This is a genomic window from Algorimicrobium echini (assembly GCF_900115185.1).
In the GTDB taxonomy this organism is placed as follows: Bacteria; Bacteroidota; Bacteroidia; order Flavobacteriales; family Flavobacteriaceae; genus Algorimicrobium; species Algorimicrobium echini.
Map to the genome: position 1 here is coordinate 1,074,044 of NZ_FOVN01000001.1, position 22,266 is coordinate 1,096,309.

Genomic DNA, 22,266 nt, shown 5'->3' on the forward strand with positions numbered 1-22,266 from the left:
TTATAAATCTGTTTTGTTTTTTGTAATCCGTAATATTTCATCCAATTTGGCAATCCCTTTTTCGGTACTAATTCCACGAATATGATATTCTAAATAGTTGTCCATTAGGGCTTTCATTGGAAAATCATCGGTTGAAAATATTTCTGGATCTTTTAAACTCATCATGGTGTTAAAATAGAGTCGTGAAATAAATTCAATATCAATTGACTCGCGATATAAACCATCGGAAACACCTCTTTTAAGATTGTCTTTTACACAATCTTGCATGATATGGAATTGTTTATTTTTTAAAGATTCAAAAATTTTCGGATAATACTTTTTAAGTTGGTATTGAGGAGATGATTTTTCATCTTTTAAATGCGACATGGTGAATTTCTTAATTTCATAAATCTCATCTATCGGATTTTGATTAAGTGCACAAATACAGTCTATGCCTTCAGATATAAAATCGAACATGTACAACGTGGCAGCTTGAACCAATTTTGTTTTGGTAGCATAATGCTGGTAAATAGTTTTTTTAGAAGCTCCTATTTTATTAGCAATATCATCCATAGTTACGCTTTTAAAGCCGTAATTTATGAACATGTTTGCTGCGTTTTTTAAAATTTTTTCTTTCATAATAAGCTGCAAATGTAGTAAAGGAAACTTTAAAAACCTAAAAAGTTTCCAAAGTATTAACCTTTTCTTAATATTGCTAAAATGTTGTTGTAATTATTAAATGAATTGCCTTATTTTTGCTTCATGCAAAACACACCTTATTATCAGCAAGCCTTTGTAGATTACCTGAATAAATTTGTTCAAGTTAAAGAGCCAAAATCATTGTACAGCCCTATAAATTACATCTTGCAATTAGGTGGAAAACGTTTGCGTCCGGTTTTGACTTTAATGACTGCAGAGATTTTTAATTGTCCTTATGAAAATGCATTAAATGCAGCTTTAAGTGTTGAGGTTTTTCATAACTTTTCATTAGTACATGACGATATTATGGATGATGCGCCTTTGCGAAGAGGGCAAGAAACTGTTCATGAAAAATGGGACGTAAATACAGGAATTTTATCGGGTGATGCCATGCTAATAATGGCCTATCAATTGTTTGAAAATTATGATTCTGATACATTTCAAGCACTTGCAAAATTATTTAGCAAAACGGCTTTACAGGTTTGCGAGGGTCAGCAATATGATGTGGATTTTGAAACACGTGATGATGTTTCTGTTCCGGAGTATTTAAAAATGATTGAATATAAAACAGCTGTTTTAGTTGGAGCCGCTATGGAAATGGGCGCTATTGTTGCTCAAGCTTCGGAAGCTGATAAACACAACATGTACCAATTTGGTAAAAATTTAGGAATTGCTTTTCAATTACAAGATGATTATTTAGATGCATTTGGTAATCCGGAAACCTTTGGGAAACAGGTTGGTGGTGATATTATTGAAAATAAAAAAACCTATCTTTATTTAAAGGCTTTGGAGTTTTCTAATGATGATGATAAACAACAATTGTTACATTTATATAGTTTACAGCCAGCCGATCAGACCAATAAAATAGAAACTATAAAAGAAATTTTTGATACTTCGGGAGCTAGTTTAGCAACCAAACAAATAATTGAAGAATACACCAATAAGGCATTTCAAATATTAGAGAAATTAGAAATATCTGATGAGAAAAAGTCCTTGTTGAAAGCCTTTGGTCAGCAATTAATGAATAGAAACAACTAATGCAGTTACCAACAACTTTTTCTCACTTAATTGCGGAAGCCAATCAATTAAATTTATATCAAAAATTAATAAGTCAACTAAATAAAGATTTAGCTTTGGCAAATATAGATTTGGAGTTTGATCTGGAAGTATTGCCATCCAGTTTAAAGTTTATGTTACATGAAATGGTTTATAAATTAATTCAAGAAAAATTTATGGACTATCTAAATCTACTATACATAATTGATGTGTCTGAAGCTAAAGTTCGCGAGTTAGACGGTTCAGATACCGTTACAATGGCAGAACACGTTGCTTTTTTAGTGTTACAGCGGGAATGGCAAAAGGTGTGGTTTAAGAGTATGTATTCTTAAAAATAAAACCTAAAAAATGGCATCCAAGAGCTTCCGTAAATGCTCTTGTCTCTATCGTACAATACATCATATCGAATTCCAATAGCGGTTGACACTCGTCCACTATTTATGGTGTAACCAGCACCTAAAAATAAGGCAGGATACCAATAGGTCTCATCAGGAATACGTAATCTATTTTCCCATTTTCTATTTACATTTAATTCTTCAAATTCAGCTGATAATTGTAATTGTGGTATTGGGTTATATAAACCAAGAATACTTCCGCCTAAAATAGTAGATTTATAATAATCCTTTCGGCTTGAATACGTTCCATTTAAGGAAACACCCATTGCAAACTGCGAATTGAATTGGTAAATAGCACTAGGCGCTAATGTTCCACTAAAGTAATCACCTGAAAATCCTAAACCTATACCACCACCAAAACGCACATGACTCCAAAAATCATTGGTGTTATTTTGGGCAGAAACATTTGCTGTAAACAGACAAAAAAAGCCAAATAAGATACTAATTTTTTTATGGAATAATAAATCCTGTTTCATTTTTAAAATTTTAGTTAATTACATGTTATAAAAGTAAGAAAACCATATCTAATTTTACTAAAAGTTGTACTTTTGTATAAATTTAGTCTGAACGATTCAGTTTTAATTCATTTATGGATAAATATTCTTTTTTAAACGCCGCACATACAGCATACTTTGCTGATTTATACGATCAATATTTACAAAACCCAGATTCTGTTGAGCCAAGTTGGAGAGCCTTTTTTCAAGGTTACGACTTTGGTAGTGAAAGTTATGGATTAACAGACTCGGTAGCAGTGGGTGATTCTTGCGAACATGTTTCCGAGAATGTTACTAAAGAATTTCAAGTATTACAACTAATTGAAGGTTACCGCACCAGAGGTCATTTATTTACCAAAACGAATCCAGTTCGTGCTAGAAGAACTTACGAGCCAACGCTGGCTGTTGAGAATTTTGGTTTATCGCAATCGGATATGGATACCACGTTTAGTGCTGGAAATGTGCTAGGTCTTGGTACACAGTCGTTACGAAATATCATCACGCATTTAGAAAAAATATATTGCCACTCCATAGGTGTTGAATATATGTATATAAGAAAACCTGAAGAAATTAAATGGATTCAGGAAAAGTTAAACATTAACGATAACCAGCCAAATTTTTCAACCGATGAGAAGAAACACATTCTTAAAAAGTTGAATGAAGCTGTTTCTTTTGAAACCTTTTTGCATACCAAGTATGTTGGTCAGAAGCGCTTTTCTTTAGAAGGTGGCGAATCCCTAATCCCTGCATTAGATGCTTTAATTGAAAAAGCATCAGAATACGATGTCAAGGAGTTTGTTATGGGTATGGCACATCGTGGTCGTTTAAGTACTTTAACAAATATTTTTGGAAAATCAGCAAAGGATATCTTTAGTGAATTTGATGGGAAGGATTATGAGCAAGAAGTTTTTGATGGTGATGTGAAATACCATTTAGGTTGGACCAGTGATCGTGTAACTGAAAATGGAAAAAAAATAAACTTAAATATAGCACCTAACCCATCGCATTTAGAAACAGTTGGAGCTGTGGTAGAGGGTATAGCTAGAGCAAAACAAGATGATAAATATCCAGATAACCCATCGCAAGTCCTACCGATAGTGGTACATGGTGATGCTGCTATAGCAGGTCAAGGTTTAGTTTATGAAATCATCCAAATGGCACAATTAGATGGTTATAAAACCAACGGCACCATACATATAGTTGTTAATAACCAAATAGGTTTTACTACCAACTATTTAGATGCACGTTCTAGTACTTACTGTACAGATATAGCCAAGGTTACATTGTCACCAGTTCTACATGTTAACGCAGATGATGCCGAGGCGGTTGTTCATGCCATGTTATTCGCCCTGCACTTTAGAATGAAGTTTAAACGCGATGTCTTTATAGACTTATTAGGCTACAGAAAATATGGCCATAATGAAGGTGATGAACCGCGTTTTACGCAACCAAAACTATACAAAGCTATTTCAAAACATCAAAACCCAAGAGATATTTATGCTGCCAAGTTGATTTCTGAAGGGATAATTGATGAGTCTTATGTTCAGAAATTAGAAGAAGATTATAAGAATAAACTAGAAGAAAATTTAGAAGATTCTAGAAAAGAGGATAAAACCGAAATTACACCGTTTATGCAAAATGAATGGGAAAATTACATTTCGGTTGATGAAGACAAAATGATGAAACCGGTTGATACTACTTGTAGCAAAGCCGATTTAGAAAAAGTAACCAAAGTTATTTCAACATTACCAGAAGACAAGAAATTCATTCGTAAAATTGAGCGTTTAATAGAGTCTAGGCAAACCATGTTTAACGAAAACAAATTGGATTGGGCTATGGGTGAGCATCTTGCTTACGGAACGCTTTTACTGGATGGTAATGATGTTAGAATTTCTGGTCAAGATGTAGAACGCGGTACGTTTTCTCACAGACATGCAGTTGTAAAAGTTGAGGATAGTGAAGAAGAAATTATTCTTCATAACCAGTTGAGTGATAATCAGGGTAAATTTTTTATATATAATTCGCTGTTATCAGAATATGGTGTCGTAGGTTTTGACTATGGTTATGCCATGGCAAGCCCTAAAACCTTAACCATTTGGGAAGCTCAATTTGGTGATTTTAGTAATGGTGCTCAAATCATGCTAGATCAATATATATCTGCAGCAGAAGATAAATGGAAATTACAAAACGGATTAGTCATGCTTTTACCGCATGGTTATGAAGGTCAAGGAGCAGAACATTCTTCTGCACGCATGGAGCGATATTTACAATTATGTGCAAAAGATAATATGTTTGTAGCCGATTGTACAACGCCAGCTAATATGTTTCATATATTACGCAGACAAGTAAAGGCCAACTACCGTAAACCATTGATTATATTTACACCTAAAAGTTTATTGCGTAATCCTAAAGTTGTTTCAACCGTTGATGAATTTGCAAATGGAAGTTTTCAAGAGGTTATAGACGATACAGGAATTAAAGCAACAGATATCAAAACACTTGTGTTTGTTACGGGTAAATTTTATTATGATTTAGAGGAAGAGCGCGAAAACTTAAATCGTAAAGATGTAGCTTTGGTAAGAATAGAACAATTATTCCCATTGCCAACAGAAGCTATTAGAGCGATAATGAAGAAATATAAAAATGCCGAAGAAATTGTTTGGGCTCAAGAAGAGCCAAGAAATATGGGTGCATATAGCCACATGCTCATGCATTTAGACGAAGCCAAAACATTTAGAGCGGTATCGCGTAGACCTTATGGAGCACCAGCAGCTGGTAGTTCTGTACGTTCTAAAAAACGCCATAAAGAAGTTATAGACTTCGTATTTGACAAAACGAAAAACAACCAACATTAAAATATTAAAAACTAAAACAGTATCACGATGATTTTAGAAATGAAAGTTCCTTCGCCAGGAGAATCTATTACAGAAGTAGAAATTGCAACATGGTTAGTTGCAGATGGTGATTACGTAGAAAAAGACCAAGCTATTGCAGAAGTAGATAGTGACAAAGCAACTTTAGAGTTGCCTGCCGAAGCTAGTGGAACCATAACACTTAAAGCAGAAGAAGGTGACGCTGTAGAAGTTGGAGCGGTTGTGTGTTTAATTGATACTTCAGCTGAAAAGCCAGGAGGAGGGTCAGAAAAGGATGCGCCAGAAACCTATAAAGGTGGTGGCGATGAAGGTGGCGCTACAAAAAAAGAAACCGAAGAATTAGTTAACGATTTGGATTCAAATAAGAAGAACTCTAATCATGATAAAGCATCAAATCCTGCTAATGAATCATACGCATCTGGTGTTGCTAGTCCTGCTGCTAAAAAGATTTTAGCTGAAAAAAACATGGATGCCTCGCAAATTCCTGGAACCGGTAAGGATGGTCGTATTACTAAAGATGATGCTGTAAATGCCGTGCCTTCTATGGGAACACCAACAGGAGGTAACCGTTCTAGTACGAACAGCAAAATGTCTATGTTAAGACGTAAAGTTGCTGAACGTTTAGTTGAGGCCAAAAATACTACGGCTATGCTTACTACTTTTAACGAAGTAGATATGTCGCCAATTTTTGCACTACGAAATGAGTATAAAGAAACCTTTAAAAATAAGCATGGTGTTGGTTTAGGTTTTATGTCTTTCTTTACTTTAGCTGTTGTTAGAGCCTTAAAAATGTATCCAGCTGTAAACTCTATGATTGATGGAAAAGAAATGATTTCCTATGACTTTGTAGATGTATCTATTGCTGTTTCAGGACCAAAAGGTTTAATGGTACCTGTTATTAGAAATGCTGAAAACTTATCATTTAGAGGAGTTGAAAACGAAGTAAAACGCTTGGCAATTCGCGCACGTGATGGAAAGATTACTGTAGATGAGATGACAGGAGGAACTTTTACAATATCTAATGGAGGTGTGTTTGGAAGTATGTTATCTACACCAATTATCAATCCGCCACAAAGTGGTATTTTAGGAATGCACAACATTGTGGAAAGACCAGTTGCCATTGATGGTAAAGTTGAAATCCGTCCAATTATGTACGTGGCTTTATCCTATGACCATAGAATTATAGACGGTAAAGAGTCTGTAGGTTTCTTGGTAGCTGTTAAAGAGGCATTGGAAAATCCGACAGAATTATTAATGGATAACAATATTAAAAAGGCTTTAGAGCTATAATTAATAGGGTTTTTATAATATGAAAGCGCTACTTCTTTTGGAAGTAGCGCTTTTTTCTTGCATACATAATAACTAACATAATTAAAAAAAGCAGACAAGAATATTTAATGAAATAACGATCACGACTAATACAACGATTCCAAAAACGAAAAATTTATTAGTATTTGAATTCTGCATAACTTCAAAGTTGTTTGGTAGATTGGATTGTTCCATTTTAATTGGTTTAAGCGTGGAATGTCTCATAATAAAATGGCAATCCATATCTGTAATTAATAGCAAAGTAAAGGTATGGGTAATGGTTTAAATATGAAATACGTAGAACTACGTAATTTTAGGTTTCAAAAAAATAGCCATAAGAAAAGGGCTTCTAATCTTCAGATTAAAAGCCCTCTAATAAATTCCCTCAAATAACTAACTAATAGCACTGTAAAGATATGTTAGATAAACCATTAAAAAAATACGTAGTTCTACGTATTTTTTGCCTGTTAAAGTAAAAGCCAAAAAAAAAGACCTTAAAAGTAAAACTTTAAAGGCCTTTTTAGTTTCAACCTGTAATAAACAAGGTATCCGATTAATAGCAATGTAAATATACAGCAAACTAAAATATTGTGAAATACGTAGTTCTACGTATTTTTTAACTACTCTAAAAACTGTTCATTCTCTTTCGCAAATAAAGACAGACTGTTATGTTTAGATTCTAAATTCAATTTTTTAATAATATTACTCTTGTGCTTCTCAATTGTTCTTCCAGATACAGATAATGCATTGCCAATTTCGTTAGCTGTTTTATTTTGGGCAATTAAAGCTAAAACTTTAATTTCAGCTTTTGTTAACTCGTTTAAAGCTTGTGGTTTTTGTACATTTAAATTGGCATTAAGATATTGCGCTATTTCCTCACTAAAGTACGGTTTATTATTCGTGACGTTTTCAATACATAGTTCAATTTCTTCAATAGCAAACTCTTTTAAAATATAACCAAAAATTTTTAGCTCTTGAGCTTTGTCATATAATTCCTCACCCTTATCAAACGTTATTAGAATAATTTTAGTTTTTATACCATTTTTTAAACATTCTTCAGCTACCTCTAGCCCTGTTAAATATGGCATTCTTATATCTAGAATAGCAATGTCTGGCTTGTGTTTAATAATTAAATTATAGGCCTCCTTGCCATCTTTACCACTACCTAAAATGTTGTAGCCTTTAGACTTTAAAAAGTCATGGAGCCCACGTAACATGAGTGGATGATCATCCGCTATAATTATTGAAGATTGCATGATTTGGTTAGTTAGTAAAACTTGAGTATAAAGATACGTAATTTAGATATAGTGAAGTTTTATCTTACAATTTTAAATACAAATATTTCTTCTCATAATCAATAACCCCTTTTCCTTTTCTTAAAACATCCGCTCCAATAATACCATCAACAGGTTTGGCATTGTGGTTAATTAATGCCGTATTTACATGTGTTAGGTTAAATAAAATTAAAGGAACCTTGTCTTGTTTCCATTTACCTATTTTTATTTGATTTTTTTTAGATATTTGTGTGATCATATCACTTGCACCAGCTCCTGCTGCTTTTATTTCAGAATCCTTTACTTTCAGCTTAAAGGTTTCAATGGCTTCAAAACCTACACAAGAACTTGAGGCTCCAGTATCCAAAATAAAAAGTCCTTTAACACCGTTAATAGATGACTTTATTTCAAAATGATTAGTTTTTGTTAATTTTAATTTGATTTTCGTATAGCCTTTTTCTAATAAAAAATCTTTGAGACTCTTGTTGGGTTCTTCACTCATTTTCTGGTCTTTTTATCAATATCAAAAGTACAATAATTAAGAGTTGTTTCCCTGTATACGAGCTATTTTTATAAGGCTTTCAATTCAAAGTAAAATTATAAACTAGAAAGTAAGCACATTGGTGGTTACTTTTTTACTTTTGCAACATGATAGTTACCGATACACATACCCATTTATATAGTGAAGCCTTTGATGACGATAGGAGCCAAATGATACAACGTGCTATAGATTTAGGTGTTTCACGTTTTTTTATTCCAGCAATAGATTCGTCTTACACAAAATCTATGTTGCAGTTGGAAATGGATTTTCCAGATTGCGTTTACTTAATGACAGGTCTGCACCCAACGTCTGTTAAAGAAGACTATCTAGATGAATTAGCGCATGTTGAAGATCTATTGTCTAAACGTTCTTTTTTTGCTATTGGTGAAATTGGCATTGATTTATATTGGGATACATCTACATTAGATATTCAGATAAAAGCTTTCAAACATCAAATTCAATTAGCTAAAAAATATCAGTTACCAATTGTTATTCATTGTCGCGATGCGTTTGATGAAATTTTTAAAGTACTTGAAACCGAAAAATCGGATGATTTATTTGGTATTTTTCATTGTTTCACAGGAACGCTAGAGCAAGCCAAACAAGCCATTTCTTACAACATGAAATTGGGGATAGGAGGAGTAGTAACGTTCAAAAATGGAAAAATAGATCAGTTTCTAAATCAAATCCCTTTAAAACACATTGTTTTGGAAACCGATTCACCTTATCTTGCTCCAAAACCGTTCCGCGGCAAACGGAATGAAAGTGCATACATAATAAAAGTGTTAGATAAGCTTTCGGAACTGTATAATATGCCACAAGAGGATATTGCTGAAATAACCACAGAAAACTCTAAAGCCATTTTTAAGATATAAGTATGGAAAATACCAACCCAAAAATTCTTTTAATATATACAGGTGGTACTATTGGGATGATAAAAAACCCAAACACAGGCGCATTAAAAACCTTTGATTTTAATAACCTGCTTAAACGAATTCCCGAGTTAAAGTTGCTAACCTGTGAAATTGAAACCACATCTTTTGACGAACCCATAGATTCATCAAATATGAGTCCAGAATATTGGGTGCAAATGGCAGAAATTATTGAAACCAATTATGAAGCTTTTGATGGATTTGTTTTGCTTCATGGTAGTGATACAATGAGTTATACAGCATCGGCATTAAGTTTTATGTTAGAAAATTTAGCAAAACCCGTTATTTTAACTGGATCACAATTGCCTATAGGTGATTTACGAACAGATGCTAAAGAAAATTTAATTACATCCATCCAAATGGCGTCATTACAAGTGCGAAAGCGGCCAGTAATAAGAGAGGTTGGTTTGTATTTTGAATACAAACTGTATAGAGGTAATAGGACAACGAAAATTAATGCGGAACATTTTGAAGCTTTTGAAAGTTTAAACTATCCACATTTAGCAGAATCTGGCGTACATATTACTATTAATCACGATGCGCTTTTTGTACCCAATGCTCGAAAAAAACTAGTTGTCCATAAAAATTTTGATACCAATATTGCACTCATTAAATTGTTTCCAGGTATTTCAAAAACAATTTTAGAAGGAATTTTACATAACCCACATTTAAAAGGGGTTGTTTTAGAAACCTATGGAGCCGGAAACGCATCTACTGAAGATTGGTTTGTACAATTAATTAAGGACACCATTAAAAAAGGCATACAAGTTATTAATGTTACTCAGTGTTCTGGAGGTAGTGTTAATATGGGACAATACGAAACAAGTTCGCAGTTGAAAACAATAGGTGTTATTTCAGGAAAAGATATTACAACTGAAGCGGCAATTACCAAGCTAATGTATCTTTTGGGTGAGAAAATTTCCAATAAAACCTTCAAAACAGTTTTCGAAACGGCTTTAAGAGGAGAAATGGCATAAAATTAACTTTCAAAATTTTCGCCTTTTAAAGATTTTTCGTTATTTGGCTGCCTGTAAAAGAAAACTTAATACAGAGAGGTGGCCGAGCGGTCGAAGGCGCACGCCTGGAAAGCGTGTATACCTCAAAAGGGTATCGAGGGTTCGAATCCCTTCCTCTCTGCAAAAGTATTTTGGATAATGGTTTGATAGCCATTTATTTATTGATAATTTAATAGCATTCATACCATGAATTGTCAGGTAAAAATCTTAAAATCCTTTTGTTACAGTGGTGTTTTTGTTGGTTAATTATAAAGCAACTAACAGAACTCTGCGGTAATTTTAATTTTTTAATTACAATTTTTTTATATCTTTAACACTTTAACTAATAAAATTAAGAACAAGAACAAATGAAAAGATTATTTTCTATCCTAGCCATCATGTGTTTTGTGGCATTCGGAACAGCTAACGCAACTACAAGTGCAATTTCAAGTGCAAACACAGTTGTTACTTCAATTCAAGACGATGCCGCTGATGATGCAGCAGCAGAAGAGTCATTAGGATTTCACCAGGAATTAAAAAAACGTTTCATAGAAGGTGGTCCAGGTTTTATGGGAATTGTATTATTATGTTTAATTCTAGGTTTAGCAATTGCTATCGAGAGAATTATCTTTTTAAACCTTTCTTCAACAAACACTAAAAAATTAACACAAGACGTAGAAGATGCATTACAATCTGGTGGTGTTGAAGCTGCAAAAGAAGTTTGTAGAAATACAAAAGGCCCCGTTGCCTCTATATTCTATCAAGGATTAGATAGAACAGATGAGGGTATTGAAGCTGCTGAAAAAGCGGTTATTGCTTACGGTGGTGTTCAAATGGGACAATTAGAAAAAAATGTATCTTGGATTTCGTTATTTATCGCTTTGGCTCCAATGTTAGGGTTCATGGGTACGGTAATTGGTATGATTCAAGCATTCGATAAAATTCAAGCTGCTGGTGATATGCAACCGTCTTTAGTTGCGGGTGGTATTAAAGTAGCACTTTTAACAACCGTATTTGGTTTAATTGTTGCAATTATTCTTCAAATCTTTTACAATTACATCATCGCTAAAATTGACAGTATTGTTAATGATATGGAGGATGCATCCATTACTTTAATGGATTTATTGATCAGACACAAGAAGTAATAATTAACAGCAATAATTTTTTAAATTATGAATTTACACAAAATTTTAAAAATCTTAGCAGGACTACTGGGTCTTTTAGGTATCGTGTTTCTGGTAAGAATAATATCTGAAGGTGATGAAGCAATAAAAGCTGCAGCATTAAATGGTGATACAGCCATTGTAGATCCTTTAGCATATGTAGCTTACGCTATTATGGCTATTACGATTCTATTTGTAGTAATCTTTGTTTTAAAGAACCTTTTTACAAATACTGCTACGCTTAAAAATACCCTAATTAGTGTGGGTATTTTTGCAGCCGTTTTAATTGTGGCTTATGTGGTTTCAGGTGGTGATACAACATCTTATTTTTATAATGGTGTGGAAGCAACATCCGGTGAATCGCAAATGGTTGGCGCTGGATTAATAGCGTTTTATATCCTAATAGCTTCAGCTGCGATAATTATGTTATTATCAGGCGTTAAAAAACTAACGAATAAATAATTATGGCAAAAAGAGCAGCACCAGAAGTTAATGCAGGCTCCATGGCCGACATTGCTTTCTTACTATTAATTTTCTTCTTGGTAACAACTACCATCGAAATAGACTCTGGTCTTAACCGAAAGTTGCCCCCTATTGAAGAAACAGAGCCACCTATTATTAAAGAAAGAAATATTTTTCAACTTACCGTAAATCCTAATAACGAGTTATTTTTAAAAGCTGCGGGAAGTGAAGGAGACTTAATTAAGTTAAAAGATTTACGTAAAGCCGCTGTTGCCTTTTTGGATAATGGTGGTGGGAAAGGAGAAGACGCTTGTAAGGCCTGTAAAGGTAAGCGTAATCCAGAATCTTCTGATAACTTTCAGAAAGCCATTATTTCTTTACAAAATGATAGAGGAACAAGTTATGAAACCTATATAGCGGTTCAAAACGAGATTATTGCAGCGTATAATGTGCTGCGTAATCGTGAGTTTGAGTTAAAGTACCCAAATTTAGGTATTAACTTTGTAGAAGCAGATAACGAATATAACGATGCTAGAACATCGGCTTCTAGAAAAGCGCAATTAAAAGATAAAATTGAAGATATTAAACTTTTAATTCCGCAGAAGTTTTCAGAAGCAGAACCAAAAAAGTCTAATTAGATAAACCGTAACATTTATGTCTAAATTTAAAAAGAAAAAAGATGGAGGTCTTCCAGCAATTTCTACAGCATCATTACCTGATATTGTATTTATGCTGTTATTCTTCTTTATGGTTGCTACGGTTATGCGTCAGAGCACATTAAAAATACAAAATAGTTTACCAGCTGCTGATCAGGTTGAAAAATTAGCAAAACGTAACCTATTAATGTATATCTATGCAGGGAAACCAAGTAGCGCATATAAGCAGTTTGGATCTGAAGCTCGTATTCAGTTAAATGATAAGTTTGCTGACGTTTCAGAAATTCCAGCTTTTATAGCAGCCGAACGTGCAGACAAACGTGAAGAGGAAGTTCCTTTTTTAACAACTGTTTTAAGTGTCGATAAGGAAACTAACATGGGTATTATATCTGATGTTAAGCAAAAATTACGCGAAGTTAACGCACTTAAAATAAATTACAAGACTAGAAAAGGTGATGCCTTGCAAAGTCTTAATCAATAAAGTATTCTTAATTTTATATAAAAAGGCGTTTTGAGAAATCTAAACGCCTTTTTTTGTAGTTTAACACCCATTATTTTAACGATTACATGAAGAATAACCTCTTTTATTTATTGGTTTTTGCAACTTGGCCTCTGTGTTTTGCTCAAGAAGGAGAAATTGTACAAGACTCTTTAGTTCAAGAAGTCGATACGAAATATCGGGAGGATCAATTTTATTTAGCTGTTACCTACAATTTATTAGGGAATAAACCAGACCAAGTTTCGCAAAGTGGTTTTTCAAGTGGTTTTCATTTGGGGTTTATACGTGATTTTCCAGTTAATAAACGTCGGAATATAGCTTTTGGTGTTGGTTTGGGTCTGTCTTCTAATTCGTTTAATCAAAACTTTCTAATTACTAAAGATGAAACGGGTAATTTAGAGTATCTAGTTTTAGATAAAAGTGATATTAATTACAGCAAAAATAAGTTTACAACTTATATGGTGGAAGTACCATTACAATTACGTTGGCGAACATCTACTGCTGAATCGTATAAATTTTGGCGTATTTATACAGGCGTCAATATTGGGTATCTCCTTTATAATTCTTCTAAATTCCGAGGCGATTTGGGGACCATTAAAAACAGTAAGATTGACTCGTTTAATGATTTTCAATACGGACTAACTATGAGTGCTGGTTACAATACGTGGAATATTTATTTTTATTATGGATTGAATTCCATTTTTAACAACGCAACTGTTAACAACCAACCTGTAGATATGAATGCTTTAAAGGTCGGGTTGATTTTCTATATTTTGTAATTCTTACTTCTTCAATTTTATTTACAACCAATAATTAACTAAAATTAATTGCGGTACTAAACCAATAAATAAGCCTGTAATTAATTCTGGATAGGTATGCGCCTTGACATGCAATCTAGAGGTAGCAATTGCGCCAATAAGGATAGCCATAAGTGCTAATGTACCATTTATGTTGATGCTAAAATGAATACTTAAGGCTAAGTAAAACATAAAAACACCCGATACTGCCATCATATGAATACTTGCTTTAAACTTCAGTATAGCAAGTATAAGGCAACTTAAAGTAGAAATTAAAATACCAACAAAAAAGTAGTATAACTCAATAATCTCATTACTAGGCAACACACGAATGAGGATTAAAACTGTAATTATTGCGTTTAAAATTAGTGGAAAAATACGCTCTTGAGTAGATTGTAAATAAATGGAGCTCGTTTTACCTAATGACTTTAACAAATAATAAAGTAAAATAGGAAGGAGAATGGTTAATATAAATAACGAAACCACTTTGGCCTGCATCAATTCTAAAGGTAAATATCTTGGTGATTTTGAAAAATAGAAAATGACACCAAGTAAGGGCATCACAACCGGATGGAAAATAAACGAAATACTTCTTAATATAAAATTCATCAGATTTTCTTTCGTAATCTAGCTACAGGAATGTCTAACTGTTCACGGTATTTGGCAACGGTTCGTCTAGCAATTGGATAACCTTTTTCTTTGAGAATTTTGGCTAACGCATCATCTGTCATCGGTTTTCGCTTGTTTTCTTCTTCGATAACCGTTTCTAATATTTTTTTAATTTCTCGGGTAGATACTTCTTCACCTTGATCATTGGTCATGGACTCTGAAAAGAATTCCTTGATTAATTTTGTACCATAGGGAGTGTCTACATATTTACTATTGGCTACTCGTGAAACCGTTGAAACATCCATATCAATTTCATCAGCAATATCTTTCAAAATCATCGGGCGAAGTTTACGCTCATCACCTGTTAAAAAGTATTCTTTTTGGTAATGCATAATAGAACTCATGGTAATAAATAACGTTTGCTGACGCTGTCTAATAGCTTCTATAAACCATTTAGCTGCATCCAGTTTTTGTTTGATAAACTGAACGGCATCTTTTTGAGATTTCGATTTCTCTTTACTTTCCTTATAACCTTGCATCATGTTACTGTATTCTCTAGATACGTGTAATTCTGGTGCGTTTCTACCATTTAATGTAAGCTCCAATTCGCCGTCTACAATGCGTATAGCAAAATCAGGAACCACATGCTCCACAATACGGTTATTTCCTGAATAAGAGCCGCCAGGTTTTGGATTTAAATGTTCAATAACATGAATGGCATCCTTGAGTTGCATTTCTGTAATATCGAACTTTTGAATCAGCTTTTTATAATGCTTTTTGGTAAATTGTTCAAAGGCATTGTCTATAATATCAATGGCTAGGTCTACATCAGGATTCTTTTGTTTTCGGTGTAATTGTATGCTTAAACACTCTTGCAAATTGCGAGCACCTACACCAGCAGGATCTAATTGATGAACTATTTTTAAAACACTTTTTATTGTATCTTCAGTGGTATATACATTCTGTGTAAAGGCCAAATCGTCCATGATATCAACCAGTTCTCTTCGGATGTAACCACTTTCATCAACACTTCCTACAAGGAATTCAGCTATTTCACGTTCCTCATCATTTAAACGAAAGGTATTTAATTGATTTTTTAAATGCTGTGTAAAGGAAGTTCCTGCTGCATATGGCATGGTTTTATCTTCGTCATCTGCGCTATAATTATTAGCTTGCGTCCGATAATCAGGGATTTCATCATCACTTAAGTATTCATCGACATTAATATCTTCTGTATTGATGGTTTCATTGTCGTCGAATTCATCTTTACTATTATCAAAGTCATCATCAAAGGTATCTTCCAAAGATTCCTTACCGCTTTCAAGCGCTGGGTTTTCTTCTAACTCTTGTTTTAAGCGTTGCTCAAAGGCTTGCGTAGGCAACTGAATCAATTTCATTAATTGAATTTGTTGAGGCGATAGCTTTTGTGATAATTTAAATTGTAAAAATTGCTTGAGCATGCGTGTGTTTTGGGTTTGTATAAAAATAAAAAAAACAATCTACATTATACTTGAACGTAGATTGTTTTATGAAATTATTTTGTTTTAATTATAAGCAAAGTGTGCAATAATAAAATTATTCGCTTTACTCTGAATGACATATCCTGAATTTAAAACTCCGCATTTTGCGGTGTTCTTGGAAATGGAATCACGTCACGAATGTTACTCATACCCGTTGTAAACATGACCAAACGCTCAAAACCTAGACCAAAACCTGAATGTACTGCAGTGCCATATTTACGTAAATCTAAATACCACCATAATTCTTCTTCGTCAATATCTAGAGCTTTCATTTTTTCTTTCAATACATCCAAACGTTCTTCACGTTGCGAACCACCAACCATTTCACCAATACCTGGAAATAGGATATCCATAGCACGAACGGTTTTTCCGTCTTCATTTAAGCGCATATAGAAGGCTTTAATATTTGCTGGATAATCAAATAATATAACGGGACATTTGAAGTGCTTTTCTACAAGAAAACGTTCGTGTTCACTTTGTAAGTCAGCTCCCCATTCTTCAATAATATAGTTAAACTTCTTTTTCTTATTAGGTTTACTGTTTCTTAAAATATCAATTGCTTCTGTGTAACTTACACGTTTGAAGTTATTATCTACCACAAACTTTATTTTCTCAATTAGGGACATTTCCGAACGCTCGGCTTGCGGTTTTGTTTTTTCTTCATCTAAAAGACGTTGGTTTAAAAACTCTAAATCTTCTCTGTTGTGCTCCAAAACATAACCTAAAACGGATTTCATAAAATCTTCAGCCAAATCCATATTCCCAGCTAAATCCATGAAAGCAACTTCTGGTTCTATCATCCAGAATTCTGCTAAATGGCGAGATGTATTGGAGTTTTCTGCTCTAAACGTTGGTCCAAAGGTGTACACTTTGCCTAAAGACATGGCATACGTTTCAGCTTCCAACTGCCCAGAAACCGTTAGGTTGGTTTCTTTTCCGAAGAAATCTTCAGTATAATCTACTTTGCCATCTTCTGTTAAAGGAGGATTTTTTGCATCTAAATTTGTTACACGAAACATTTCACCAGCACCTTCGGCATCACTACCTGTAATTATGGGTGTGTGCATATAATAGAAACCATTGTCATTAAAATATTTATGAATGGCAAATGATAATGAAGAGCGTAAACGCATAACGGCACTAAACGTATTCGTTCTGGTGCGTAAATGTGCGTTTTCTCTTAAAAATTCGAAAGAATGTTTTTTTGGTTGAATTGGATAGGTTTCTGGATCTGAATCGCCTAAAATCTCAATTTTTTTAACCTGAATTTCTAAACTTTGCCCTTGTCCTTGACTTTCCGTTAATTCACCTGTAATGGATACAGCAGCACCTGTTGTAATCCGCTTTAATATTGCTTCGTCAGTTTCTTCAAAATTAACTACGCATTGTATGTTATTTAAGGTGGAGCCATCATTTAAGGCTATAAATCGTCTGGAGCGAAAACTTCGCACCCAACCTTTAATAGTAACTTCTTGAAGGGTGTTTCCTTTTTTTAATAATTCAGCAACCGTATGCATTTTCATTTGTTATAAAAATTAGAGTTTACAAAGATAGTAGTTTCACGAGTCAAAAATCAAATACAATTTTTAAAAACATGAGTCCTTAACTAATTTGAGTTAGCAGCATTATTTTCATCTGCATCATCATCATCTTCGTCTGGTATAATATTAATACTTGGTTCTTTAAAAACTTCTTTATTGGCAATATTGCGTTCTAATGATAACAATAGGGACGGCAATAATAGCAGGTTTGATAGCATGGCAAATAATAGTGTTGCAGAAACTAAGGCACCGAGCGCGACCGTTCCACCAAAGCTAGAAATGGTAAATACCGAAAACCCAAAAAACAATACAATGGATGTATAAAACATACTCACACCTGTTTCGCGTAAGGCACCATAAACGGATTTTCTAATTTTCCAATGGTTAGCCTGTAATTCTTGTCGGTATTTGGCTAAAAAGTGAATGGTATCGTCCACAGAAATACCAAAGGCAATACTAAACACTAAAATGGTTGATGGTTTTATGGGTACACCTAAATAACCCATTAAGCCTGCTGTTATTACTAATGGTAGCAGGTTAGGGATTAATGAAACCACAATCATTTTAAACGAACGAAACATATATGCCATAAAAATGGATATAAGGAAAATGGCCAATGAGAGTGAAATGGCTAAATTTTTGACTAAATATTTGGTGCCTTTTTGAAAAACTAATGCCTTACCAGTAATGGTAACATGATACTTTTCTTTAGGGAAAGTTTTATCTATTTCAGCTTGGATGTTTTCCTCAATTCGTTCCATTTTATCGGTACCCACATCTTTCATAAAAGTGGTAATTCGTGCATATTGTCCTGTGCTATCAACAAAACTCTTTAACAAGTCGACGTTGGAAGATGAGTTTTTAATATAGGATGAAATGAATAAATTTTCCTGACTTGTTGGTAATTGATAATACTTCGGGTTGCCATTGGTGTAGGCTTGTTTAGCATATTTCACTAAACTAACTACCGAGATAGGCTTGGATAATTCAGGAGTTTCAATAATGAGTTCTTCTAACTTATCCATGCGTTTTAAGGTTGCTAACTTGGTAACTCCTTTTTTACGTTTGGTATCTACCAATATCTCTAGCGGCATGATGCCATTAAACTCTTCTTCAAAAAAGCGAATGTCACCAAAAAATTCAGCTTCTTTAGACATATCTTCAATGAGGCTTCCTGAAATTTTTATTTGGTAAATACCAATCATACTTGCTATAAGTAGAATAAGTGCCGTAATATAAATGGTAATGCGTCTTTCTTTTACCATTCGTTCCATCCAATTCACAAAACCACCAATCCATCGTTTGTTTAGATGTTCTAAATGGCGATCTTTTGGATACGGTAAGAAGGTGTAAATAATGGGAATAATTAAAATGCATAAGATAAAAATAGCTATAATACTCAAGGAGGCTACAATACCAAATTCTTTTAAAAGGGTGCTTTCTGTTAATATGAATGTTGCAAAACCTGAGGCCGTTGTAACATTGGTCATCAAGGTTGCGTTTCCTACTTTAGTAATAACTCGTTGTAATGATTTTACTTTATTACCATGTAACTTGACTTCGTGCTGATATTTATTAATTAAAAAGATGCAATTAGGAATACCAATCACTATAATTAAAGGAGGAATTAAGGCTGTTAAAACGGTAATCTCATAATTTAACAGACCAATAATGCCAAATGTCCACATAACGCCCAGACAGACAACAATCATGGAAATTAAGGTGGCTCTGAAAGACCTAAAAAACAGGAAAAATATAAGAGACGTAACTAAAAGCGCACCAGCAATAAACGTACCTATTTCGTCTACAATGTTCTGGGCATTAAGTGTTCGAACATATGGCATACCAGAAACACGAACATCCATATTGGTTGCTTTTTCAAAAGCAGCAATTTTTGGCATTAAATCATCGAAAACAAAATCCTTTCTAGCTGATGTATTTACAATGGCTTTATTCATGTAAATGGCCGTACGGATTGTTCTCGTGTCTTTATTAAATAGAAAATTATCGTAAAAGGGATACTTATTGAATAAATCGTCTGTTAGCGTTTCAAGTTGGGCGTCAGAAGTAATAGAGTCTTTTATAAAAGGTTCTAATACAAACCGCTCATTAACATCGTCTTTAACTAATTTCTGTAAATCTTTTAGTGCCACGACGGCATCAACAGCATCATAAGCTTTGAAACTATCGGAAAGGGTATTCCAGGCGTTTATGTTTTCTACTGTAAATAGGGTAGAATCTTTAATACCTAAAACAATTAGATTGCCTTCTTCACCAAAAATATCCAAGAAATTTTGATACACCAAATTAACCTCATGGTCATCGGGAAGGAGGTTGGCTTCAGTATAGGTAAATCGCATGTTTTTCCATTGTAGACTAAAGAAAATAGTAACTGCAATGATACTAATAAGAATGCCAATTTTATTACGCAAAATAAGTCGCGCAACAACATCCCAAAACCCTTTTGTAAATAATTTTAGCATAGACTATTTAAAACAGGCGCAAAGTTAAGGAAAAGCGATGTATTACAAATGATATTGCTTTATAATGTGACGTTAAATGTAAACTTTACTGCAATATTGTCTCCAAACTCTGGCAAATGATAACCACCATATCGATATGTGCCACTTAATCCAAAACCAAAAAGAAGTTTATTAATTTCGAAACCAGATTCTGTATAACCTTTATCAAGCGTACCGAAAGTAATTCCTTGGTGTTTGTTAATGTTATTCATGTTGCCTATAGCAAATCTGGAAATTAAAACCAATTGCGGTTTAAAGCGACTGGCAATATGAAACGGTTTAAAATAATGCCGAAACTGTAGTGTGGTAAATCTGTCAGAAAAGAATTCGTTAAAATACATGGTTTCAAAACTGTCTATTCCTGCTACTGAAAAACGCTGTAAAATAGTTTCTTTATTAATATTGTTAGGATAAGCATGATACAAATGAGATAATGGTGCATCGCCATGAGCATAACCAGCTGTTAATACAAAACGCGTAAAGGATTCTGGTTGGTAGCGTATTTCATACAAGGTACGGAAGTCAATTTTGGAAAAATTAAATTCACTTTTAAAAATACCACTAACAGCTTGGGTTAATTGGAACGAAAATTTTGGAAAACCAACCGTTGTTTCTTTAAGACGGTTTTTAATTAATGTGTATTTGCTAAATGGATTGTATTGAAAAGATACAATAGCCGTGCTTAAATTAAACTCACTATAAGCTCTACCATCATTAAGATACAAATAATTGTAAGTTGGATTTACATTACTAACGGCTAATTGGAATTCTGATAAAATATTAGGCGTTAATGCATGTTCAATAGAAACGGATTGTTTTATAAATTTATAAAACAAATCAATGTTTAATAATCGAGGTTCAAAAAAGCTAAAAAAGCGTTTGTCAGTCAAGAATTTGGAGCTTCCAGTTTCTTGTAAGTCATCAATATAAGATACATTTAACCATGTTCTTCCAGTATTTTCTAACCGAAGACTGCCACCAACACCATACTTAAAACGGTTGTCTCGGAAGCCATAAGCAACATAACTATTAATGCGAAATTTTTCTGAAAGGCCATCATTTGTTACACCGCCAAACCCATTTCGCAAACCTTCGTATTGATTATACTTAATTAAATAGCGTAAGTCTATATCGAAATATTTGGTCGGGAAAAAGCCATTTCCTAGCTGTCGGAGTAAATCTCTTTTTTTTATGGAATCTTGTTGAATAACAACAGTGTCCTTAGTTGCTATTGGCGTTTGAGACTGCGCGCGCAAAACAAAGAAAACACATAAAACAGTTAGATAATATTTCCACATGAATAGTCGGCAGGTTAATGCTATTAAAAAAGCGACGTTTGTGTCGCTTTTAAATTTAAACAGTCATTATTTCTTTCTCTTTAACCTCTATAATGGCATCAATTTTTGCAACATAAGTGTCGGTCATTTTTTGAATATCCATTTCAGCATTTTTTTGAAGATCTTCCGAGGCGTCTTCTAATTTTTTAATGTCTGTATTAGCATCTTTTCGTGCACTTCTAACACTTACTTTAGCATCTTCAGATTCTGCTTTAGCCTGTTTGGCTAGTGTAATACGACGCTCTTCAGTTAAAGGTGGTACGTTTATAATAATGGTATCACCATTATTCATGGGATTAAACCCTAAATTAGCATGCATGATACCACGTTCAATTTCTTGAAGCATATTTTTCTCCCATGGTTGAACCGTAATCGTTCTGCCATCTGGTGTGTTTACGTTGGCTACTTGGCTTAATGGTGTTTGGGAACCGTAGTAATCTACCATTACACTGCCAAGCATGGCTGGACTTGCCTTTCCGGCTCTAATATTTACTAATTGTTTTTCTAAATGCTTAATTGCAGCATCCATAGATTCTTTTGCCGAGTCTAATATAAATTGAATGTCTTCCATTTGTAAAGAATTATATAAGTTTTAAACGTGTTTCAAAAAACAG

Annotated in this window: 21 protein-coding genes and 1 tRNA gene; 12 read left to right on the forward strand and 10 right to left on the reverse strand. The window is 33.6% G+C overall.

Going from position 1 to position 22,266, the window contains the following annotated elements; translation table 11 throughout:
* Nucleotides 1-618 carry a TetR/AcrR family transcriptional regulator gene (locus tag BM239_RS04855; protein ID WP_092206492.1) on the reverse strand — a complete coding sequence of 206 codons (618 nt, stop codon included), beginning with the start codon at nt 616-618 and terminating at the stop codon, nt 1-3.
* 123 nt (nt 619-741) lie between these two features.
* Here BM239_RS04855 and BM239_RS04860 point away from each other — a divergent pair, with 123 nt between their 5' ends.
* Entirely contained in the window at nt 742-1,716 is a 975-nt protein-coding gene (locus BM239_RS04860) for a polyprenyl synthetase family protein (RefSeq protein ID WP_092206493.1), read from the forward strand.
* The gene (locus BM239_RS04865; protein WP_092206494.1) at nt 1,716-2,066 is read left to right on the forward strand and encodes a hypothetical protein; all 351 of its coding nucleotides are present in this window, start codon (nt 1,716-1,718) and stop codon (nt 2,064-2,066) included. The genes BM239_RS04860 and BM239_RS04865 overlap by 1 nt, the downstream gene beginning before the upstream one ends.
* On the opposite strand, the gene BM239_RS04870 is transcribed toward BM239_RS04865, so the two are convergent.
* Nucleotides 2,063-2,605: an alpha-ketoglutarate decarboxylase gene (locus tag BM239_RS04870; RefSeq protein WP_092206495.1), complete on the reverse strand. Its 543-nt coding sequence runs from the start codon at nt 2,603-2,605 to the stop codon at nt 2,063-2,065. The two genes, BM239_RS04865 and BM239_RS04870, sit on opposite strands and share 4 nt — an antisense overlap.
* A 113-nt stretch (nt 2,606-2,718) precedes the next feature.
* Between BM239_RS04870 and BM239_RS04875 the strand changes: the two genes are divergently transcribed.
* Together BM239_RS04875 and odhB are read left to right on the forward strand one after the other, a co-directional pair.
* Nucleotides 2,719-5,478 carry a 2-oxoglutarate dehydrogenase E1 component gene (locus tag BM239_RS04875; protein ID WP_092206496.1) on the forward strand — a complete coding sequence of 920 codons (2,760 nt, stop codon included), beginning with the start codon at nt 2,719-2,721 and terminating at the stop codon, nt 5,476-5,478.
* 27 nt (nt 5,479-5,505) lie between these two features.
* Nucleotides 5,506-6,786, forward strand: coding sequence for a 2-oxoglutarate dehydrogenase complex dihydrolipoyllysine-residue succinyltransferase (gene odhB / locus BM239_RS04880; protein ID WP_092206497.1), 1,281 nt, complete (start codon nt 5,506-5,508; stop codon nt 6,784-6,786).
* A 638-nt stretch (nt 6,787-7,424) separates the two neighbouring features.
* Here odhB and BM239_RS04885 read toward each other — a convergent pair.
* On the reverse strand, nt 7,425-8,060 hold the full coding sequence (locus tag BM239_RS04885; protein WP_092206498.1) for a response regulator transcription factor: 636 nt from the start codon (nt 8,058-8,060) through the stop codon (nt 7,425-7,427).
* Nucleotides 8,061-8,124: 64 nt separating this feature from the next.
* Nucleotides 8,125-8,580, reverse strand: a complete 456-nt coding sequence (locus BM239_RS04890) for a retropepsin-like aspartic protease (protein WP_092206499.1) — start codon at nt 8,578-8,580, stop codon at nt 8,125-8,127.
* Between the two features lie 146 nt (nt 8,581-8,726).
* On the opposite strand from BM239_RS04890, the gene BM239_RS04895 reads away from it, so the two are divergent.
* From BM239_RS04895 to BM239_RS04930, 8 genes are all read left to right on the forward strand, one after another.
* A complete protein-coding gene (locus BM239_RS04895) occupies nt 8,727-9,494 on the forward strand; it encodes a TatD family hydrolase (RefSeq protein ID WP_092206500.1) in 768 nt (255 codons plus the stop codon).
* 2 nt (nt 9,495-9,496) lie between these two features.
* Complete coding sequence (locus BM239_RS04900; RefSeq protein ID WP_092206501.1) at nt 9,497-10,528, forward strand: asparaginase; 1,032 nt, start codon at nt 9,497-9,499, stop codon at nt 10,526-10,528.
* Nucleotides 10,529-10,600: 72 nt separating this feature from the next.
* Nucleotides 10,601-10,688 (forward strand) — tRNA-Ser (locus BM239_RS04905).
* Nucleotides 10,689-10,914: 226 nt separating this feature from the next.
* On the forward strand, nt 10,915-11,691 hold the full coding sequence (locus BM239_RS04910) for a MotA/TolQ/ExbB proton channel family protein (RefSeq protein ID WP_092206502.1): 777 nt from the start codon (nt 10,915-10,917) through the stop codon (nt 11,689-11,691).
* Nucleotides 11,692-11,718: 27 nt separating this feature from the next.
* Nucleotides 11,719-12,171: a hypothetical protein gene (locus BM239_RS04915; protein WP_092206503.1), complete on the forward strand. Its 453-nt coding sequence runs from the start codon at nt 11,719-11,721 to the stop codon at nt 12,169-12,171.
* 2 nt (nt 12,172-12,173) lie between these two features.
* On the forward strand, nt 12,174-12,809 hold the full coding sequence (locus tag BM239_RS04920) for an ExbD/TolR family protein (RefSeq protein WP_092206504.1): 636 nt from the start codon (nt 12,174-12,176) through the stop codon (nt 12,807-12,809).
* A gap of 16 nt (nt 12,810-12,825) precedes the next feature.
* Nucleotides 12,826-13,308 carry an ExbD/TolR family protein gene (locus BM239_RS04925; protein ID WP_092206505.1) on the forward strand — a complete coding sequence of 161 codons (483 nt, stop codon included), beginning with the start codon at nt 12,826-12,828 and terminating at the stop codon, nt 13,306-13,308.
* Between the two features lie 86 nt (nt 13,309-13,394).
* Nucleotides 13,395-14,105 (forward strand): porin family protein, encoded by a 711-nt coding sequence (locus BM239_RS04930; protein WP_092206506.1) that lies wholly within the window; start codon nt 13,395-13,397, stop codon nt 14,103-14,105.
* A 21-nt stretch (nt 14,106-14,126) separates the two neighbouring features.
* Here the strand turns inward: BM239_RS04930 and BM239_RS04935 are convergent, their stop codons facing one another.
* The 6 genes from BM239_RS04935 to frr form a co-directional block, all read right to left on the reverse strand.
* Entirely contained in the window at nt 14,127-14,732 is a 606-nt protein-coding gene (locus BM239_RS04935) for a hypothetical protein (RefSeq protein ID WP_092206507.1), read from the reverse strand.
* On the reverse strand, nt 14,732-16,192 hold the full coding sequence (rpoN, locus tag BM239_RS04940) for an RNA polymerase factor sigma-54 (protein WP_092206508.1): 1,461 nt from the start codon (nt 16,190-16,192) through the stop codon (nt 14,732-14,734). Before rpoN ends, BM239_RS04935 begins: the two co-directional genes overlap by 1 nt.
* A 149-nt stretch (nt 16,193-16,341) precedes the next feature.
* Nucleotides 16,342-17,775 carry an asparagine--tRNA ligase gene (gene asnS, locus BM239_RS04945; RefSeq protein WP_092206509.1) on the reverse strand — a complete coding sequence of 478 codons (1,434 nt, stop codon included), beginning with the start codon at nt 17,773-17,775 and terminating at the stop codon, nt 16,342-16,344.
* An 83-nt stretch (nt 17,776-17,858) separates the two neighbouring features.
* Nucleotides 17,859-20,276: an efflux RND transporter permease subunit gene (locus BM239_RS04950; protein ID WP_092206510.1), complete on the reverse strand. Its 2,418-nt coding sequence runs from the start codon at nt 20,274-20,276 to the stop codon at nt 17,859-17,861.
* A 59-nt stretch (nt 20,277-20,335) separates the two neighbouring features.
* Nucleotides 20,336-21,613 carry a hypothetical protein gene (locus BM239_RS04955; protein ID WP_092206511.1) on the reverse strand — a complete coding sequence of 426 codons (1,278 nt, stop codon included), beginning with the start codon at nt 21,611-21,613 and terminating at the stop codon, nt 20,336-20,338.
* Between the two features lie 55 nt (nt 21,614-21,668).
* Nucleotides 21,669-22,223 (reverse strand): ribosome recycling factor, encoded by a 555-nt coding sequence (gene frr, locus BM239_RS04960; RefSeq protein ID WP_092206512.1) that lies wholly within the window; start codon nt 22,221-22,223, stop codon nt 21,669-21,671.
* Nucleotides 22,224-22,266 lie beyond the last annotated feature (43 nt).

Excerpts from the sequence above, each read along its gene's own strand:
- BM239_RS04870 (WP_092206495.1), bottom strand. The coding sequence starts at position 2,605 with ATGAAACAGGATTTATTATTCCATAAAAAAATTAGTATCTTATTTGGC.
- odhB (WP_092206497.1), top strand. The coding sequence starts at position 5,506 with ATGATTTTAGAAATGAAAGTTCCTTCGCCAGGAGAATCTATTACAGAA.
- BM239_RS04890 (WP_092206499.1), bottom strand. The coding sequence starts at position 8,580 with ATGAGTGAAGAACCCAACAAGAGTCTCAAAGATTTTTTATTAGAAAAA.
- BM239_RS04930 (WP_092206506.1), top strand. The coding sequence starts at position 13,395 with ATGAAGAATAACCTCTTTTATTTATTGGTTTTTGCAACTTGGCCTCTG.
- rpoN (WP_092206508.1), bottom strand. The coding sequence starts at position 16,192 with ATGCTCAAGCAATTTTTACAATTTAAATTATCACAAAAGCTATCGCCT.
- BM239_RS04865 (WP_092206494.1), top strand. The coding sequence starts at position 1,716 with ATGCAGTTACCAACAACTTTTTCTCACTTAATTGCGGAAGCCAATCAA.
- BM239_RS04950 (WP_092206510.1), bottom strand. The coding sequence starts at position 20,276 with ATGCTAAAATTATTTACAAAAGGGTTTTGGGATGTTGTTGCGCGACTT.
- BM239_RS04935 (WP_092206507.1), bottom strand. The coding sequence starts at position 14,732 with ATGAATTTTATATTAAGAAGTATTTCGTTTATTTTCCATCCGGTTGTG.
- frr (WP_092206512.1), bottom strand. The coding sequence starts at position 22,223 with ATGGAAGACATTCAATTTATATTAGACTCGGCAAAAGAATCTATGGAT.
- BM239_RS04920 (WP_092206504.1), top strand. The coding sequence starts at position 12,174 with ATGGCAAAAAGAGCAGCACCAGAAGTTAATGCAGGCTCCATGGCCGAC.
- BM239_RS04875 (WP_092206496.1), top strand. The coding sequence starts at position 2,719 with ATGGATAAATATTCTTTTTTAAACGCCGCACATACAGCATACTTTGCT.
- BM239_RS04915 (WP_092206503.1), top strand. The coding sequence starts at position 11,719 with ATGAATTTACACAAAATTTTAAAAATCTTAGCAGGACTACTGGGTCTT.
- BM239_RS04925 (WP_092206505.1), top strand. The coding sequence starts at position 12,826 with ATGTCTAAATTTAAAAAGAAAAAAGATGGAGGTCTTCCAGCAATTTCT.
- BM239_RS04955 (WP_092206511.1), bottom strand. The coding sequence starts at position 21,613 with ATGTGGAAATATTATCTAACTGTTTTATGTGTTTTCTTTGTTTTGCGC.
- BM239_RS04910 (WP_092206502.1), top strand. The coding sequence starts at position 10,915 with ATGAAAAGATTATTTTCTATCCTAGCCATCATGTGTTTTGTGGCATTC.
- BM239_RS04900 (WP_092206501.1), top strand. The coding sequence starts at position 9,497 with ATGGAAAATACCAACCCAAAAATTCTTTTAATATATACAGGTGGTACT.
- BM239_RS04895 (WP_092206500.1), top strand. The coding sequence starts at position 8,727 with ATGATAGTTACCGATACACATACCCATTTATATAGTGAAGCCTTTGAT.
- BM239_RS04860 (WP_092206493.1), top strand. The coding sequence starts at position 742 with ATGCAAAACACACCTTATTATCAGCAAGCCTTTGTAGATTACCTGAAT.
- BM239_RS04855 (WP_092206492.1), bottom strand. The coding sequence starts at position 618 with ATGAAAGAAAAAATTTTAAAAAACGCAGCAAACATGTTCATAAATTAC.
- BM239_RS04885 (WP_092206498.1), bottom strand. The coding sequence starts at position 8,060 with ATGCAATCTTCAATAATTATAGCGGATGATCATCCACTCATGTTACGT.
- asnS (WP_092206509.1), bottom strand. The coding sequence starts at position 17,775 with ATGAAAATGCATACGGTTGCTGAATTATTAAAAAAAGGAAACACCCTT.